Origin of the sequence: Flavobacterium succinicans, assembly GCF_001662485.1 — a bacterium.
GTDB lineage: Bacteria > Bacteroidota > Bacteroidia > Flavobacteriales > Flavobacteriaceae > Flavobacterium > Flavobacterium succinicans_A.
In genome coordinates, this window is the sequence record NZ_JMTM01000017.1 from 605266 (window position 1) to 623589 (window position 18324).

Annotated in this window: 19 protein-coding genes, 1 tRNA gene and 1 pseudogene; 9 read left to right on the plus strand and 12 right to left on the minus strand. The window is 34.8% G+C overall.

The genetic code is table 11. The features are described from left to right. Positions 1-60: 60 nt before the first annotated feature. The 6 genes from FLB_RS04740 to FLB_RS04770 all read right to left on the minus strand — a co-directional run bounded on the left by FLB_RS04740 (position 61) and on the right by FLB_RS04770 (position 7759). Positions 61-798, minus strand: coding sequence for a hypothetical protein (locus tag FLB_RS04740; protein ID WP_064714793.1), 738 nt, complete (start codon positions 796-798; stop codon positions 61-63). Between the two features lie 86 nt (positions 799-884). Then, positions 885-2684: a chloride channel protein gene (locus tag FLB_RS04745; RefSeq protein WP_064714794.1), complete on the minus strand. Its 1800-nt coding sequence runs from the start codon at positions 2682-2684 to the stop codon at positions 885-887. Beyond that, positions 2681-3361, minus strand: coding sequence for a DNA alkylation repair protein (locus FLB_RS04750; protein ID WP_064714795.1), 681 nt, complete (start codon positions 3359-3361; stop codon positions 2681-2683). Before FLB_RS04750 ends, FLB_RS04745 begins: the two co-directional genes overlap by 4 nt. A 2-nt stretch (positions 3362-3363) precedes the next feature. Next, positions 3364-5046, minus strand: coding sequence for a gamma-glutamyltransferase (ggt, locus tag FLB_RS04755; RefSeq protein WP_064714796.1), 1683 nt, complete (start codon positions 5044-5046; stop codon positions 3364-3366). A 3-nt stretch (positions 5047-5049) separates the two neighbouring features. After that, positions 5050-6735: a gamma-glutamyltransferase gene (gene ggt, locus FLB_RS04760; protein WP_064714797.1), complete on the minus strand. Its 1686-nt coding sequence runs from the start codon at positions 6733-6735 to the stop codon at positions 5050-5052. Positions 6736-7174: 439 nt separating this feature from the next. Then, positions 7175-7759 carry an ACP phosphodiesterase gene (locus tag FLB_RS04770; RefSeq protein WP_064714886.1) on the minus strand — a complete coding sequence of 195 codons (585 nt, stop codon included), beginning with the start codon at positions 7757-7759 and terminating at the stop codon, positions 7175-7177. Positions 7760-7907: 148 nt separating this feature from the next. On the opposite strand from FLB_RS04770, the gene glmM reads away from it, so the two are divergent. Together glmM and FLB_RS04780 are read left to right on the plus strand one after the other, a co-directional pair. Continuing rightward, positions 7908-9296: a phosphoglucosamine mutase gene (glmM, locus tag FLB_RS04775; RefSeq protein ID WP_064714799.1), complete on the plus strand. Its 1389-nt coding sequence runs from the start codon at positions 7908-7910 to the stop codon at positions 9294-9296. Positions 9297-9583: 287 nt separating this feature from the next. Beyond that, on the plus strand, positions 9584-11071 hold the full coding sequence (locus FLB_RS04780) for an aminotransferase class V-fold PLP-dependent enzyme (RefSeq protein ID WP_064714800.1): 1488 nt from the start codon (positions 9584-9586) through the stop codon (positions 11069-11071). A gap of 66 nt (positions 11072-11137) precedes the next feature. On the opposite strand, the gene FLB_RS04785 is transcribed toward FLB_RS04780, so the two are convergent. Then, a complete protein-coding gene (locus FLB_RS04785; protein WP_064714801.1) occupies positions 11138-12007 on the minus strand; it encodes a lysophospholipid acyltransferase family protein in 870 nt (289 codons plus the stop codon). Between the two features lie 113 nt (positions 12008-12120). Here FLB_RS04785 and FLB_RS04790 point away from each other — a divergent pair, with 113 nt between their 5' ends. Both FLB_RS04790 and FLB_RS04795 read left to right on the plus strand, forming a co-directional pair. Continuing rightward, on the plus strand, positions 12121-12759 hold the full coding sequence (locus FLB_RS04790) for a rhomboid family intramembrane serine protease (RefSeq protein WP_064714802.1): 639 nt from the start codon (positions 12121-12123) through the stop codon (positions 12757-12759). 65 nt (positions 12760-12824) lie between these two features. Beyond that, complete coding sequence (locus FLB_RS04795; RefSeq protein ID WP_064714887.1) at positions 12825-13520, plus strand: SIMPL domain-containing protein; 696 nt, start codon at positions 12825-12827, stop codon at positions 13518-13520. Between the two features lie 53 nt (positions 13521-13573). On the opposite strand, the gene FLB_RS04800 is transcribed toward FLB_RS04795, so the two are convergent. The 5 genes and pseudogenes from FLB_RS04800 to FLB_RS04820 form a co-directional block, all read right to left on the minus strand. Then, positions 13574-13654: transfer RNA gene (locus tag FLB_RS04800), tRNA-Tyr, on the minus strand. A 174-nt stretch (positions 13655-13828) separates the two neighbouring features. After that, a pseudogene (locus FLB_RS04805) lies at positions 13829-14215 on the minus strand (peroxiredoxin family protein); the annotation flags it as partial. 18 nt (positions 14216-14233) lie between these two features. Next, a complete protein-coding gene (locus FLB_RS04810; protein ID WP_064714804.1) occupies positions 14234-14983 on the minus strand; it encodes a DUF4369 domain-containing protein in 750 nt (249 codons plus the stop codon). A gap of 170 nt (positions 14984-15153) precedes the next feature. Next, complete coding sequence (locus tag FLB_RS04815) at positions 15154-15594, minus strand: KTSC domain-containing protein (protein ID WP_064714805.1); 441 nt, start codon at positions 15592-15594, stop codon at positions 15154-15156. 162 nt (positions 15595-15756) lie between these two features. Then, positions 15757-16002, minus strand: coding sequence for a hypothetical protein (locus tag FLB_RS04820; RefSeq protein ID WP_064714806.1), 246 nt, complete (start codon positions 16000-16002; stop codon positions 15757-15759). 93 nt (positions 16003-16095) lie between these two features. On the opposite strand from FLB_RS04820, the gene FLB_RS04825 reads away from it, so the two are divergent. From FLB_RS04825 to FLB_RS04840, 5 genes are read left to right on the plus strand one after another with little or no spacing between them, the layout of a single operon-like run. Then, positions 16096-16665 (plus strand): hypothetical protein, encoded by a 570-nt coding sequence (locus FLB_RS04825; RefSeq protein ID WP_064714888.1) that lies wholly within the window; start codon positions 16096-16098, stop codon positions 16663-16665. Then, complete coding sequence (locus FLB_RS14340) at positions 16638-16790, plus strand: hypothetical protein (protein WP_197488931.1); 153 nt, start codon at positions 16638-16640, stop codon at positions 16788-16790. Before FLB_RS04825 ends, FLB_RS14340 begins: the two co-directional genes overlap by 28 nt. 1 nt (position 16791) lies before the next feature. After that, positions 16792-17019, plus strand: a complete 228-nt coding sequence (locus FLB_RS04830; protein ID WP_064714889.1) for a hypothetical protein — start codon at positions 16792-16794, stop codon at positions 17017-17019. After that, positions 17009-17395: a YchJ family protein gene (locus FLB_RS04835; RefSeq protein WP_064714807.1), complete on the plus strand. Its 387-nt coding sequence runs from the start codon at positions 17009-17011 to the stop codon at positions 17393-17395. Before FLB_RS04830 ends, FLB_RS04835 begins: the two co-directional genes overlap by 11 nt. Positions 17396-17441: 46 nt before the next feature. Beyond that, entirely contained in the window at positions 17442-18239 is a 798-nt protein-coding gene (locus tag FLB_RS04840; protein WP_064714808.1) for an META domain-containing protein, read from the plus strand. Positions 18240-18324 lie beyond the last annotated feature (85 nt).

Below are 18324 nucleotides of genomic sequence, written 5' to 3' on the forward strand. Positions count from 1 at the left end.
AAATAATGGTAAAAAAAGCCCTTATTTTGCAATAAGGACTTCGGGTTGATTCTATGGATGTTATTGAGCTGGAAAAGTGTAAATTTTTGAATCGACAGTAGGATTTAAAATGATTTTTTTAACTTTCATTACTTGGCCTCCTTGATTCATTGAAAATGGGAAATAAATTCCATCTACTTCTTGAAAATCACTCATAGTTGAAGTAGATTTTTGCCCTTTGGCTGGTCCTTGCTTAATTTCAGTTTCAGCTGCGATTGGCAAATTGTTTTCGGTATCGAAGAAGTAGTAAGTAATATCATCAGCTTTTACACCATCTACCATGATTGGTTTTTTGGTAAATTTTACCTTAAAGCATTCTGTTCCTTCTTTTGTTTCTTTACCCATAAATTCTGCGCTATACCCTTTGGATTTATAGTCTAAAAATGGATCAGGAAAATCTTCATTACTTAATTTTGCATTTGCAGTAGACTCAGCATCCATTTTTTCAGCTTTCATGGTCATAAAATTGGTACTCCACATCGTTTCGCCATCAGAAGCCATTTGCGTAATTTCTTTACCTTGTAAATTCAGTTTTACAGCCATTTTTCCTCCTTTTTCTTGGAAAATTTCAACTGGAATCTCCATCCCTTGAGCGTTTGCTACCATTTCCATCTTTACACTTTTCAATGCTTTTAGTTTTTCTGCTCCACCAATAGTGGTTATGTATTTTGAAATAATTTCATCTGCTGTTTGAGCAAATAATGAAGCACTGCTTGTACAAAGAAAAAGTGCTAAAGCTGACATTTTTAAGGTTTTCATAAAATTAAAGTTTAGTTATTTGATTTTAATCGGGTTAGTAGGCACTTTGCCTTTTTTGTTACAATATAATAAAATAAAATTATTGATTAGTCAATAGTCATGGCTCTAAGTTTAGATCTGTAAGCTTCTAAAGCCACTGATTTTGAGATGAAACCAGCATATTTTCCATTTTGTACGACAGGAAGAAATGCTTTTTTGGTTTGTTCAAATTTATTCATCACGATTTCCATACGGTCAGTTGGAGCAATTAATGCTGCTGGGGTAACCATAATTTCTTTGATCAAAGTATATTTTACACGATAGGTATTAAATATGATTTCTCTAATGTCATTAAAATGAACCACGCCTAATAATTCATTTTCTTCATTGACTACTGGAAAAATAACTTGATCTGAGTGAGAAATTAAGTCTACCAAGCGTTCTAAGTTTTCATTTGCCGAAATAGTAAGGTAACTGACGTCAATGATTGTACTAGTTTCAAGGGTTGATAATACATTAGCATCTTTATTACTGGTAAATGCGTGTCCTTTTTTGGCCAAATTTTTCACATCCATCGAATGTTTTTCAAAACGTTTTGAAATGGCGTAACTCGTTGAAGCTACAATCATCAAAGGAATCATCAGTCCATAACCACCTGTGATTTCTGCAATCAAGAAAATAGCGGTAAGCGGAGCGTGAAATAATCCACTCAAAATACCCGCCATTCCAACGATAGTAAAATTACTTACAGGCAATTTCGCTATACCAATAAGATTGAGCAAGGATGAAAAGAAAAAACCAACATATGACCCCAAAAATAGAGAGGGAGCAAAATTTCCTCCATTTCCTCCGCAACTTAAAGTGAATCCCGTAGCAAATACTTTGAGCATCATGCTGGCACCAATGAATAAAAGTAACACCCAATTGTTATTGCGGAATCCTTTGAAAAGTGTGTTTTCGAGTAATTGTCCAGGATCATTTTGAGACAAAATACGTATGCTTTCATACCCTTCTCCAAATAGGGTTGGGAAAACAAAAATTAACAAAGCCAAGATACTCGAACCTAATAGTGCCTTTTTGTAAACAGAAAGTTTTGAAACATGAAAGTATCTTTCTATTTTTTGAAAATATCTTGAATAATACACAGAAACAAATCCAGTAAAAACGCCTAAAAAAACATAGTAAATGATATTTAGATGATGAAAATTTTCTTGCTGTTTGAAGGATAATAAGATGCTTTCATCTAATGCAACCACAGAGACCATCGCACCTGTCGCGGCAGCAATCATTATGGGCGTAAAAGCAGCAATGCTTACATCAACTAATAATACTTCTACGGCAAACAATACACCGGCTATGGGAGCATTAAATGCGGCCGCAATTCCTGCTGCAACGCCACAACCAATAAGTAAAGTTCTGTCCTTGTAACTCAAATGATATTTTTGTGCATAATTGGAACCAAAAGCTGCACCAGTAATCACGATGGGACTTTCCAAACCAGCCGAACCACCTAAGCCAACAGTTAATGAACTGGTTGCAATTTGTGCATACATTTGTTTTTTGGGGATGATACTTGCTTTTTTAGCAACGGCATACAAAATCTGAGAAGTACCTTTTTCTATACTTCCTCCCAATAATTTATGTACAACAAAAACCGTCAACAAAATCCCAATTATAGGCAGAATACTGTTGATGTAATTGAGTTTTAAGATGCCATTGACATAAGTTGCAAAAGTAAATACGGAATGCGCAAACGATTTTAAGACAATAACCGCTAAACCAGCTGAAATTCCTACCAATACACTTGATAAAAAAATGAATTGTTTACTAGTAAATTTACTTTGACTCCATACAATTAGTGATTCGAATCGATTGATCGCGCTAGTAATAATTGTGCTGAAATTCATAGTTTTTGTTTTTCAATAATTCGTAAGGCTTCTTTTTTGCTTAATGGTTTTAAATTGGTACTTAAAACATAGTTTTGGACAGCTATCGGATTGATTTTACTGTATTCTCTTAACGCCCAACCCATTGCTTTTTGAATGAAAAATTCATTGCTTTCTTTAAAGTGTTCACAAACAGCTTCTAAGATACTAAAATTGGTGTTCTTTTTATAGTCTAATTGAAATAAAAGTGTACTTCTGTTCAGCCAGATATTTGATGATTTAGAAAAATTCTCAATCACCTTATTCTTTTGTTCAGGAAATTGAACCAAATAACGACCTAATAAATATTTGCTAATTGTATCGACACTATCCCACCACGAGTGGGTGAGCAGTAGTTTTTCTATCCAATGAATATCATCTAAGACTAGTTTTTTGCTGCAATTTTGAATTAAAAGTTCCAATGCGCAATAATGAAATTCCCTTTGCGGTTTTTCATAAAGCTGAAACGCCAGCGTGCGAGTATTTGTTTTTATACTATCTGAATGAGCCGCACTAACCGATTTTAAAATGACTCTTCGTTGTGGCATTGGAATACCAAAAAACTGAAAATTGTTTTTCATATACGCTTCCATAGCCATACTTTGTGCTGTATTGGCCAGCGCTGTAAATTCTTTTTCTAAGGCTGTAATGAAATCCATAATTAAAAGCCAACCGCGGTATCGTCACCTCTAAAATCAGCTCCACCTTCAAGTTTTTTATTAGGTAAAACCAAAATTGCATCGACTTTTCCAATGACAGGAGTCGTTTTTTCATTGATGATGTATCCTTTGGTTTTTAGTTTTTCAAAAGTTGAAGTATTGAACGTATTGGGTTCAAATGTAATTAAATCAGGCAACCACTGATGGTGAAAACGGGGCGCATTTACCGCCTGTTGCATACTCAATTTGTATTCGTAAACATTCAAAATCGTTTGTAAAACCGAAGTAATAATAGTAGAACCTCCTGGCGAACCTACTACCATAAATAATTGCCCGTTTTTTTCAACGATAGTTGGGGTCATAGAACTTAGCATTCGTTTTCCTGGAGCAATACTGTTGGCTTCGTTTCCAACTAAACCAAACATATTTGGAGTTCCTGGTTTGGAGCTGAAATCATCCATTTCGTTATTGAGGAAAAAACCTAAAGCATCACAATAGTATTTGGAACCATACCCATCATTTAAGGTTGTGGTGGCGGCGACGGCATTTCCAGCGGCATCAACTATAGAATAATGAGTGGTCTCGGTACTTTCGTTATAGTTCACTTTTCCTTCTTTGATTTCAGAGGACAACGTGGCTTTTTCAAAACTAAAACTACTCATACGTTGTTGTAAATAGTCATCCGCTAGCAATGCTTTACTTGGGATTTTGACAAAATCGGGATCGCCAAGATAGTGACTTCTGTCTGCGTAAGCTCTGCGTTCGGCTTCTACAATTACTTGTATAGATTCGGATGAATTATGTCCCATTTTCGATAAATCAAAAGGAGCAATCATTTTAAAAATTTGAGCCAAGCAAATACCACCACTACTTGGTGGAGGCATAGAGATGATTTTCAAATCCTTATATTGAAATGACAACGGAGTACGCCATTTGGCCTCGTATTGTCTTAAATCTTTCATCGTAATGATGCCTCCTTTTTGTTGCAAGTACTGCACTAAGGTTTTTGCCGTTTGTCCTTTATAAAATTCATCACGACCATTTTTTGCGATTCGTTTTAGCGTTGCTGCTAGAGCGGGATATTTTATGGTATCTTTTTCTTTAAAAGGTTGTGCAAACAAGGTTTGATTTCCGTTTGCTTTTATAATTTCTTCTCGGTAATTGTTTAATCGGAGCTCTTGTTTGCGCGTGACTACCACTCCTTTTTCTGCCAAAGCAATTACAGGTTTTAGTATTTCGGACATAGGAAGACTTCCAAATTTTTTATGAACGGCAAAAACACCAGCGATGGTTCCCGGTACGCCAATAGCCAGAGGCGATTCGGTACTTTTTCCTTTGATAACATTACCTTCTTTATCCAAAAACATGGTTTTGCTCGCTGCCAAAGGAGCTTTTTCTCTATAATCCAAAGAACCGATTTCGCCATTGGCTTTGCGATACACCATAAATCCACCGCCACCTAAATTTCCCGCATACGGGTAAGCAACTGCTAAAGCCAATTCGGTAGCCACCATAGCATCAAAGGCATTGCCTCCTTTTTGCATGATTTCGACGCCTATTTTTGAGGCTTCTTCTCGTGCCGAAACCACCATACCTTTGTCAACTAGTAAACCTGTGGTTTTTGTATTGTTTTGCGCAAAACTATTTATAAAGATAAATAGGAATAAGATGTGTATTTTTTTCATTTTTTAATATCCAGATGCGTTATTATCTCCTCTTTTGTCAGCTCCCCCTTCAAGTTTACCATTGGGAAGCACTAAAATAGCGTCAACTTCACCAATAATTTCACTGTGTTTTTCATTAATGGTATAGCCTTTCATTTTTAAATCTTTGAGTAATGATTTTGAGAAGGAATTGGGCTCAAAAACAATTTCATCAGGCAACCATTGATGGTGAAATCTTGGAGCATTGACTGCTTCTTGCATGCTCAAATTAAATTCATATACATTTAAAATAGATTGCAAAACAGAGGTGATAATTGTAGAACCTCCCGGGGTACCAACAACCATAAAAAGTTTGCCATTTTTTTCGACAATGGTCGGTGACATTGAACTTAACATTCTTTTTTCGGGCGCAATACTATTGGCTTCTGAACCTGTAAGACCGTATAAATTGGCCACACCTGCTTTGGCACTAAAATCATCCATTTGGTTATTCAAAAAGAAACCCAATTCATCGCAATAAATTTTTGAACCAAAATTATCATTTAAAGTGGTAGTAACCGAAACGGCATTTCCTTCAGCGTCAACAATTGAATAATGGGTAGTTTGCTTGCTTTCGTAGCCTTGAATTGTTCCGTGAGCGAGTACCGCTGATTTTGTTGCTTTATCAAATGAAAAATCAGCCATTCTATTTTTCAAATACGTCGAGTCTTGAAGTTCTTTTATTGGAAGCTTTACAAAATCAGGATCTCCTAAAAAATAGTTCCTATCGGCATAAGCTCTCCTTTCTGCTTCTGTGATGACCTGAATAGCTTTTTGACTATTATGTCCCATCTCAGCAAGATGATAGGGTTCAATCATTTTCATGATTTGGTTTAAACAGATACCGCCACTACTCGGAGGAGACATAGAAGTTATTTTTAAATCCTTGTAATTGAATGTGATTGGATTTCTCCATTTTGCTTGGTATTTTTCTAAATCAGACAAAGAGAAAATTCCGCCTTTTTTGGCAATAAATGTAACAAGCTTTTGAGCGGTTTCTCCTTGGTAAAATTCTTTTTTTCCATTTTTAGAAATGCGTTTTAAAGTTTGTGCCAACGCAGTATACTTAATGGTATCGCCAACTTTATACACTTTCGAAAACAAACTATTTGGGCCATTTGCTTTTATAAATGAAGCCCTGTATTTTGACAAATCGTTGGCTTGATATTGTGTAACCACGACACCTCTTTCTGCCAAGGCGATTACTGGTTTTAAAATTTCGCTAATGGGTAAGGAACCAAATTTTTGATGCACTTCAAAAACGCCAGCAATGGTTCCTGGAACCCCAGAAGCTAAAGCTGTTTCGGTGCTTTTTCCTTCTATTACATTTTTGTTGGCATCCAAAAACATATCTTTTGAGGCAGATTGCGGGGCTTTTTCTCTATAATCCAAAGCGCCTGTTTCTCCATTGGCTTTTCTGTACACCATAAATCCACCACCTCCAATATTTCCTGCTTGTGGATGGCTTACGGCCAAAGCCAATTCGGTAGCCACCATAGCATCAAAAGCATTGCCGCCTTTTTTCAAAATTTCAACTCCAATTTTGGAGGCTTCTTCTCGAGCTGAAACGACCATGGCTTTAGAAGTTACTATGCCAGTTGGCTCAATTGTTTTTTCATTTGATTTACAACTTAAAAAAAGAATTGTAAATAATAGGATATATTTTTTCATAGGTGTGGTATTTTTTTAGAAAGAAAAGAATTAGTGACTTAAAATTGCTAATGTTTGATATAGCGTAACCATTGAAAAAACTAACTTAAAAAGTAAGCCATTTTTTAATGATTTAATTATTAAATAATTTAATTGATTATATTTTTTTTTAGGATCGATTCGATATGTTAAGAATTTGAATAGATAGTAAAAGAATACAAGTGCAAGACTAAAAAAAAATATTTCAATAAAATCCGATGAATTCATAAAATATGGTAGTTTTAGATTAGCAAAATGAATAACAATTAAGGTTAAGAAAAATGCCCAACCGCCAATTAGAATCGACTTATTCAATAATTTTTTTTTATCTATGACTAAAAATAATAATATATTAAATAGTATAAAAAAAGAACAATAGACTAAATTAATCATATTAATGTAAATTTCAGATTGATTTTTATCATAAACTATTTATTTTCAATTTTGTAATAGACATTAAGTCTATGAAAAATGTAGTAAATTCTTCTTCAAATTCGGAATAATAGGTTGTTAATTCTTTGGTAGAAAAACGCATATTCGAAGCGCCTTTCATTCTATGGTCCATTTTTTCTAAAATAATTGCAATCCCTTCTACAGTTCGGTAGCTTAGTAGCCAATTTTGTGTAATAAGGTATGGGATCATTTTTTTGGTTTTGGGATTGAGAAAATCATAATTATCCCTCAAAGATTGATAAAAACGTTCAGTAAAATCTTCTAAAGTTTCGTCAGAATAAGTGCTCCAGTTTTTGGCTAAAAAATGGTCATAAAAAATATCGACAATAATCCCTGAATAATGATGATAATTAGGGTGCAAGCGTTTCGTACTTTGTCTAAAAACAGGATGTGCATCCGTGTAAGTGTCGATAAAGCGATGCAAATGAATGCCTTTCTGAATGGACAAATGAAATTGCTCGTACTGTTTTCCACGAATGCCATCGGCCATGAAATTGCCTATTTTGAGTAATTCATCATCACCCGAAAGAAAAATGTGTGCGAGAAAGTTCATTGTTTTAATTTGACCATCTCCAAAGATACAAACTTTAAAAATCCTCGCAATAAAAGCTATCATTTCTTAAATCAAAAAGTTTTCTGACTAAAGGCAATTAGCCCACCCAACTTTTTTATATTTGTAGCCATAACCAAATTGAAATTATATGACATTAATCAAATCAATCTCAGGTATTCGAGGAACTATTGGAGGAAAAGTAGGGGATAACCTAACTCCTGTAGATGCCGTAAAATTTGCTTCGGCCTACGGAACCTGGTTGAAAAAACATAGTAAGAAAGAAAAAAATACCGTTGTAATTGGTAGAGATGCTCGTATTTCTGGACCTATGATTCACAATTTAGTGGTGAATACTTTATTAGGTTTAGGCATTGATGTAATCGACTTAGGATTGTCCACGACACCTACCGTTGAAGTCGCAGTTCCAATGGAAAAAGCCGATGGTGGCATAATTTTGACCGCCTCTCATAACCCAAAACAATGGAATGCTTTGAAGCTTCTAAACGAAAAAGGCGAATTCCTAAGTGGTGCCGATGGCGAAACAATATTAAAAATTGCCGAAGCGGAAGCTTTCGATTTTTCAGACGTAGATAGTTTGGGCGAAATCACCATCAATGACGCTTACATGGACATTCATATCGATGAAGTATTGAACTTGTCATTAGTCGATATTGAGGCAGTAAAAGCAGCCAATTTCAAAGTGGTGGTCGATGGTGTGAATTCATCTGGAGGGATCATCATTCCAAAATTATTAGAGCAAATGGGGGTTGAAGTAGTAAAATTGTATTGCGAACCCAATGGTCATTTCCCTCACAATCCTGAGCCTTTAAAAGAACATTTAACGGATATTTCAGCTTTAGTAGTCGAAGAAAAAGCGCATTTAGGCATCGTCGTAGATCCAGATGTTGATCGTTTGGCTTTTATTTCTGAGGATGGCGAAATGTTTGGCGAAGAGTACACTTTGGTGGCTTGTGCCGATTTTGTGTTGAGCAAAACGCCTGGTAACACGGTTTCGAATATGTCTTCTTCAAGAGCGTTGCGCGATGTAACTGTTGCTCACGGCGGCAGCTACGAAGCGAGTGCAGTAGGAGAGGTGAATGTAGTGGAATTAATGAAAAAAAATAACGCTATCATCGGAGGTGAGGGCAATGGTGGAATCATCTATCCTGAATTGCATTACGGACGCGATAGCTTGGTGGGTGTGGCTTTGTTTTTGACGCATTTGGCCAATAAAAAAATGAAAGTATCTGAGTTGCGTGCTTCGTATCCAGAATATTATATGAGTAAAAACAAAATCGAGTTGACGCCTCAAATTGATGTGGATGCGATTTTGGTAGCGATGACCGATAAGTATAAATCAGAAAACATCACGACCATTGACGGAGTAAAAATTGATTTTGCCGAAAATTGGGTACACCTAAGAAAATCAAATACCGAACCGATAATCCGTATTTACACTGAAGCCGCGACACAACAATTGGCCGACGATTTAGCGTTGCGAATCATAGACGAAATCAAAGCAGTCGCTGGAATCTAAAAACAAGTTGAGTTTTTAGGACCAACGCATTAGGCTAATCAGGAAACAGGATTCCCGCTATCCGCTATATCTTTGTTTTTTTAAAGAAAAAAAACAAAGGATGCCGCTCCTATCGGGGGTAAAAGAGTCACAATTGGCTTTTTTGGTTTCATTTTTTAGACGCATAAAATACAAAGGAACCTTTTCAGTAGCTCTATTGAAAAGGTTTTGCTTTTTAGCATTAAATATATAAACAAGGAAAGGTTTTCAATCAAATACAATATATTTGTAAGCAAATGAAAGATATAATGACAAATATTACAAAAGAGACGACTTTAGAACAGTATTTTCAACAATTTCGAAAAAATATTATCGGGATTGATCAAGAATTTGAATCTCCATTTGGATCAAAAAAAATCATCTACACCGATTGGACTGCCAGCGGAAGATTATATCGGCCCATCGAAGAAAAATTGATGAATGCCTTCGGACCTTTTGTCGCTAATACACATACCGAAACTACCGTTTCTGGAACAGCTATGACCAAAGCGTATCACCACGCTAGAAATATCATTAAGCAACACGTTAATGCTAATCAAAATGATGTTTTAATCACAGATGGAACAGGAATGACTGGCGTTGTGAATAAATTTCAACGAATCTTAGGCATCAAAGTTCCTGAAAATTTAAAAGATTTTATTGCTATTCCAAACGAGAAAAAACCAGTGGTTTTTATTTCTCATATGGAGCATCACTCTAATCAAACGTCTTGGTTAGAAACCATCGCCGATGTTGAGGTAATTCCTTCAACCGAAGACGGACTTTTCTCTTTAGAAAATCTAAAAATATTACTTGAAAAATATAAAGAAAGAACCTTAAAGATTGCTTCAATCACTTCTTGCTCCAATGTTACAGGTATTCGAACGCCTTATCACGAGGCAGCCAAAATGATGCATCAATATAATGGAGTTTGTTTTGTGGATTTTGCTTGCTCAGGTCCTTACGTATCTATTGATATGCATCCTGAAGATGAAGAGGCGTATTTGGATGCTATTTTCTTTTCACCGCACAAATTTTTAGGTGGACCAGGCACTTCGGGAGTATTGGTTTTTAATAAAAAGTTATACAACAATATGGTGCCTGATTGCCCAGGAGGAGGAACCGTTTCGTGGACAAATCCTTGGGGTGAACATAAATACATTGATAATATTGAGGATAGAGAAGATGGAGGAACGCCTGGCTTCTTGCAAGTGATTAAAACCGCTTTGGCCATTCAGTTGAAAGACGAAATGGGTATCGATAATATTTTGAAACGCGAACACGAAATTGTAGCCTATGTTTTTGATTCCCTACAAAATGTTCCAAACATTAAAATTTTGGCGGCTCAACATCAAGAGCGTTTGGGAGTAATTTCATTTTTTATAGACGATTTGCATTTTAATTTAGGAGTAAAATTACTCAATGATCGTTTCGGAATTCAAACAAGAGGAGGTTGCAGTTGCGCTGGAACTTATGGGCATTTCTTGCTTCACGTAGATCAAGAAACGTCAACTAAGTTGGTCAATGAGATAAGTTTAGGAGATTTAATTCGTAAACCGGGGTGGATCAGAATGTCAATTCATCCAACTACAACTTCAGCTGAAATAGAATACGTTTGCAATGCGATTCAATCTTTAGCCGAAAACCATAAAGAATGGGCTAAGGAATATCAATATAATGCGGAGACCAATGAGTTTTTGCATCAAAATGCTACTTCTTTTGAGAATACATTAGTAGCAGAATGGTTTGCTCATTAAAAAGATTGTAAGGATAAAAAAAACTCATTGCTATTTGATAGTAATGAGTTTTTTTGCTTTTATAATTTATCGTCTGTGTTTCCATCTTTTATGTGTCCACAAATAATATTCAGGAGCATCTAGGATTTGCTTTTCAACTAATTGTAAAAAACGTTCAGTGATTTCAAAATCAGGAATGCTTCTGGCATCCTCGGTAATATTGATAAAGGTGGCTTCATAATAGCCTCTTTTTACTTTTTTGACATCTACAAAAAGCACGCTCAAATCATATCTTTTAGCCAACATTTCAGCTCCAGTATGAACAGGTACATCAATTCCCATGAAGTGATGCCAATGAAAAGCACGATTCAGTTTTGGTGATTGATCGCTTACTAATCCATACATACATAACTTTCCTGTTTTTTCGTTCTCCCGCATTAATGGAATAGTTTGTCGGGTCTCTACTAATTCAGCATTAAATTTTGAACGAATATCACGAACCAATTGGTCAAAATATTTATTGGCTATTTTTTTGTAAACTCCTATGCCATAAAACTTGGTTTGGTTGTTTAAAGTCATCAACCATTCCCAACTACCATAGTGTGAAGTTAATAAAATGGTACTTTTTCCTTTGTCTTCAAATTCTTTTACCAGTTCAATATTGGTAATTTTGAAGCGCTTATCCATTTCTTTATGCGAAATGGTTAATGTTTTTACCATTTCTAAGAACATATCACACATATGTTTGTAAAACTTCTTTTCGAGTACAAGACGTTCATTAGAACTTAGATGTGGAAGCGCTAAGGCCATGTTTTCACGGACTGTTTTTTTACGATAGCCAATTATTCTGTATACAATTAAATAAATGAGATTGGAGAACCAATAAAAAATGCGAAACGGAAGGATAGAAATAATCCAAAGAATTGGAAAAACTATGATATATACCAAAAACTGCATGCTGAATTTTTTGTGCAAATATAACCCAAAAAAGGAAACAATATTATCTAAGACCAACTAGGGGTTAAAAATGTAAGATTACTATCTTTACACTTAACTTTAAATAGTTTGATATGAATATGATTTTACTAGGCCTAATTTTGGCTAATGTTGTAGTGAGTTACAAAGGTTGGAACGATATCTATTTTTTTAGGAAATATGAATTTCATGTTGGCAGTATTCGAGCTGGTGAGCAAATCCGAATGTTGACTTCAGGTTTTTTGCATGTAGACATGTCGCATTTGCTTTTTAACATGCTAACACTTTATTTTTTTGCACCCGTTGTTATTGGTTTTATGGGGGATTTTTCGTTTATCTTAGTGTATTTTGGGAGTTTAGTGTTTGGAAGTTTGCTTACGATGTCTTTTCATAAAAATGATTATAGTTATAGAGCGGTAGGAGCATCTGGAGCAGTAACAGGGGTTTTGTATTCAGCCATTTTGTTGCAACCAGACATGATGTTGGGATTATTCTTTGTAATTCCGATTCCGGCCTATCTTTTTGGTATATTGTATTTGTTGTATTCAATTTATGGGATGAAAGCTCAAAACGACAATATTGGGCATACTGCACATTTTGGTGGGGCAGTAGGAGGCTATGTGATTACTTTGGTAAAAGAACCGCAGTTATTAGCCGAACATTCGTTGATGGTGATTCTTTTGGCGATTCCAATTGTATTTTTATTTGTATTGGAAAAAAGAGGAAAATTATAATGGCACTACTTTTGTTATATGCCATTGAAATGAATAAAAACAATTATAAATTAAATCCTATTCTTATGAAAAAAGTACTTGCCCTGTTATTTGTCTTTTCAATATTTGTTGCACACGCTCAAGATGCTAAACCCTCTCCTCAAATTAGTGTAAGCGGTGAAGGTAGGGTAAAGATCACTCCGGATCAAGCTGTTATCGTGATTACAGTAGTAACCAAAGGAGCTAATGCCAAAGATGTTAAGAAAGAAAATGACCTAAAAGTAGATGCTGTTTTAAAATTTATAAAAAAAGTAAATTTACCAACAGAAGATTACAAGACGCGACGTGTAGCGTTAAATCCACAATACGAATATGAATCAAAAAAGCGTTCGTATAATGCTAGTCAAACTATTGAAATTTTATTGAAAGATTTGACTAAATATGATAGTTTGATGGAAGGTTTGGTAGATGCTGGTGTTAATAATATTGATGGTGTTACATTTCAATCTTCAAAATTGGTACAATATCAAGCAGAGGCACGAAAATTAGCCATGAAGGATGCCAAAGCCAAAGCAGATGATTTTGTGTCTGTATTGGGTCAAAAAGTAGGCAAAGCGCTTATGATTTCTGATAATTCTCAAAACTACTATCCATCACCTGTGCCAGTTTATGCAATGAAAGCTATGAATAGTGATGCTGCTGAAGCTACTCCAAGAGAAACGTTAGCTATTGGAGAAATTGCAATTGTGGTAAATGTCAGTGTAAGTTTTATTTTAGAATAAAAAGAGAAGTTAGTAAAAAGAAAAAGTCCCGATTTGCATCGGGACTTTTTTTGTGGGGAGAGCAGGATTCGAACCTGCGAAGTTTTCACAGCAGATTTACAGTCTGCCCTCGTTGGCCGCTTGAGTATCTCCCCAAGACTCATAAGCTGTTGCTTATTGTGCTAACCGGGTGCAAATATAAGAACACTTTTGAGTTCTCCAAATAAAAAATACACTTAATTTTTGGATATTTTTTAATGTGTTGGTAGTGAATAAAATAAAAAAATCTCCACAAGGGAGATTTTTTTGTTTTTTAGTCGTTTAGGCAATTATTTGGCTAAAAGTTCTACTACTTTGTCTCTTAAAGCAGCTCCACTTAATCCTTGTGCTACTATATTTCCAGAAGCATCTAGAACAAATGTTGCTGGAATAGCTTCTACTTTATATTGTTTCGCAATTGGTTCATCCCAGAATTTCAAATTTGAAACTTGCGTCCATGTCAGACCATCTTTAGCAATTGCTTCTTTCCAAGCTTTTGCAGATTTGTCTAAGGATACGCCAACGATATTTAATCCTTTTGCATGTAATTCTTTGTATAGTGCTACCATGTTTGGGTTTTCCTTACGGCATGGCGGACACCATGAAGCCCAAAAATCAACAATGGTAACTTTACCTAAACTTTGTTTTAAGCTAATTACTTTTCCTTGCGGATTTGGCGCGGAAAAGTCAGCTCTTCATTTTGCTGAACCTTGAGCTGCTGGAGTAGCGCCAACAGACGGAGCTTTCATTTCGGTTAAACGCGCTTTGATCGCTTTACCTGGTTTAGTGTTTTTTAAAGACTCTTCTAAACTTTCGTATAATTTCTCCGCTTTTTTAACATCAGTAGATGGGTCATTTAACATTCCTTGAATGATTAATGCACTAATGAATGATTTTGGATGAGATTCAGCGTAAGAAGTATATTTTGTTTTTGATGCCGTACTAACTTCTTGTTGAATAGTCATGAATTCTTTCATCAAGCTGTTGATAACTGCAGTATCCTTTTTAGCTTGAGCATCATTCATTTTTTGCGTGTTAGCTGTTTGGAAATCTACTAATTTCTTTTGTACTTTGGTAATTTCTTCATTGAATGAAGCATATTCATCATTGTTATAAGTACCAGAGATTTTAGATTTTTGAAGCGTGTCTTTGTTGATTACGATTTCAATAGATCCATTTTCTAAAATGAAAGGTAATTTTCCTTGAATTCCTTCTACTGTTATTAAATGAAATGCTGGTTCAGTCGCTTTACCTTCGATTTCAAATTTACCATTTTCTACTTTTACAGTATCAATAGCAATTACACCTAGTTTGTCATCTTGACTTTCTAAAATGATAGTTTTTCCATTTTCAATTCCTTTGGCAGTACCCGAAATAGTGTAGGAATCTTTGTTGCATGAAAACAATACAACTGAAGCAGATAATAATAAAATGATTTTTTTCATTCTTGAGTTATGTTATTAGATTTTGTATGCAAAAGTATTTAAATTTATAAATTACGCACGCTATTACAGCTTAAAATTTTGTTATTGCTTACTTTTTTTAAGTAAGATTTATGATATAAATAGAAAAGCACTCAAAAAGAGTGCTTTTTATAAACTATTTTTTGGGAAGATTAGTCTTGATTTATTGTCTTTCTCCAAGTAAAGGCGTTAAGAATGTGTCTTTTAGCAAAACGACCTGGTGAATCAGCATTGACCATTTTTACGTAAGTTGCTTTTGGTACACTAATGTATTCATAAACACTTCCGTTAGAAAAATTGATAATCAAACGTCCTTCTACAAATTTGTAGTCGGTAATGGTTGATGTAGCAATAGTTTCTGTATATTCAGGTAAATTTTGTTTAATGGTCTCTGGGTTGATGCTTACTAAGAAATGGTAGGCCTCAATAATTTTTTTACTGTTTTCTTCGGCAGCTTTTAATCCTTCTTCATCGCCTTGAAATTTATCAGGATGCGCGTCTTTCATCGCGTTGCGATAAATAGTTTTTAACTCTTTAAGGTCTACGTTTTTGTCTACATTCAGTAGTTTGCGGTATTCAACGATTTTTTTCATAAATAAGGTAACTTATTGTCTTTTAATGTGAAGTAATGAATTAGGATTCAAAATTGACAAATTTTTTGCAAAGGTACACTTTTTTTTATCTTTTTAGTTTAGGACCAAAAAAAAATCAAAAACTAACTAAAGTTTTTGATTTACAGTGTTTTAAAAAAGAGTCTATTGTTCGGATTTCATATTAGCTTTGTCAAAATTCCTTGATTTTTTGGGATATTTATCGTAACTTTTATCACTAGGGTTTTCGATTACTGTTTTGATCGTGATAATATCTCCCAATTTATATTGCAAAGCCATTTTGTAGTCTAATAAATAAGGACCACAAAAGAAGTTGTTGTCTTCATCCTGTTTTACTATTCCTGTGTGTATTCCTTTTTTTAGCATTTTGCTTGGTATTCCTTTTTCCATGATCCTGAAACTTCAAAAATTTATTAAGCGCAAAGATACACAATAATTATGGCTATTATTTTGGTTTTGGTTATTCTGCTTACCTTTGCAGCTATGAAAAACGTTTTCCGACCCGCACCACAATCTTTTAAAAACACTTTTTGTGTCTTTTATGAAGTCGCTTTGGAGGAAATAGAGGGATTGGTTTTGCAATATCATAGCGCCTCAGGAAGTAAGTACTATTATACTCCAGAAGGAATGTATCGTTTGTCGAATCATTGGGGACGTTTTGCGAATAGTAAGTGGCGTTTGGAGCCTTTAGAACCAACTACCAGTTCTAAAAATAAAGTAGGATTTGCGCGTTGGGAGGATTTTTATCCCGATAATGCCGAGGAAAAACTATATTATTTAGCAGCAGATTATGCTAAGCGAACTGTAAATTATCAGCACAAACAAAATCCCAATTACGATCACAAAGCGGTTCTTCGTACCAGTTTTGAGACTACCAAAAAAATCAAACAAATTCGGAACTTATTTGAGTTGACTAATTGGGCGAAGTATTTTGATTATGAAGATATAGACGAATTAAGGAAAAGAATAATCGAGCAAATTATATACACCGAACGCTCGCTTGAAGAAATTAAACGTAGCATACAATGGGAAGAAACAACGAAAGAAACATAAAGAAACACAACGATAAGTTGCACAAAGCCCAAGATAAGGCCAAGAAGGCAGCTATGGAGCGCAAAGAGAAATTGAAAGAAATCGTAAAAAAGTTTAACGAAGACCAAGCGTCTAAATATGAATAATATGAGCCAGAATCCGTTTGACCAATTGAAAATACAAGTGCAAGAAATCATCGACTTGATGGCACAGAAACAAAATCGAGAAGCCAATAATAAATTGACCGAAGTAAGTGAGGCTTTGGATGAGCTTCTGGACCATTCAGAAGATGATGCCGATTTAATCGAAATCAGTAAATATCAAGTATTACTGAATCAGTTGTTTCAGAAAATCAATCCTGAGGATGCACATTAATGTTTGCCCTTGCGGCTCTGGAATGGCGTTTATGCAATGTTGTGAAAAATACATTTTAGGCTATGAAACCGCGCCAACTGCTTTGGCTTTGATGCAATCACGGTATAGCGCTTATGTGGTAAAAAATGCTGACTATTTGATAGCGACTACTCACGAAAGCACAAGAAACCTTTTCTCTAAAGATGAAATTTTGCGTTGGGCTAGCGAAAACCAATGGCAAAAATTAGAGATTATTTCTTTTGAGGAAACCATAGTAGAATTTCAAGCTTTTTTTAGAGGTCCTGATGCAAAAGAATACATTCATCATGAACGCTCTTCTTTTGAGAAAATTGCTGGACATTGGTTTTACAAAGAAGGTGTTTTTTTCGAGACTTAATTTTTTTTTTGCTAATTTTAGGAATTGTTATTTAATACATTTAATCATGACAAAATATAATGCATTTCTTTTTTTGATTTTATTGTGCGTGGCTTGTAAAGCTCCAAAGAATGATTCAATAGGCACTTCTGTTAATACGAATCCTAGCAAAGGATATCAGGAACAAATAGAAAATATGGAACAACGTATTTATTTTCGAGCGATGGGTAATGAACCCGAGTGGAGCTTGCAAATAGCTGCCAATAAAATTTCATTTACTTCACTAAAATCCAATTTCGAATCATTTAATGTGCCTCATGTGGAACCAATTAGAGCAATGGATGCAAATGTGAAAAACTATCGAGTAGCTACTGAAATGGGAACTATGATGATAACTATAGAACAACAAAAATGCACCAATACGATGTCTGGCGAAATTTTCCCTTATGAAGTTCGTGTAGAAATAGAAAACAGTAAGGATAAATCTACAGCAAATTTTCAAGGCTGCGGAAATTACATTGTAGACCCGCGTTTGCATGATATTTGGGTATTGGAAAAAATGAATGGTAAGAGTGTATCTTCAAGTGATTTTGTTAATGAATTGCCTTATCTTGAAATCAATAGTAATTCTGGAACGTTTATGGGGTACGCAGGATGCAATCGTATGAACGGTTCACTCTTTTTTGAAAAAGAAGTTTTAAGATTCACCAACATCATAACTACTCGAATGGCATGTATATCCCAAAATAAGGAGGGTGAATTTCTACATTCCTTAGAAAGTACTACTTCATATGAGGTTGCTAATATGCGATTAACGCTTACTAATCCTTCTGGAATTGAATTGGTTTTTAAGAAAGTAGATTAATCATTTAATCATTTTCTTTAGGTTTAACTAAAATTCATTATTGTTCGAAAGGATTGAATGAGGGTTGATGTAGCTAAAACTTACA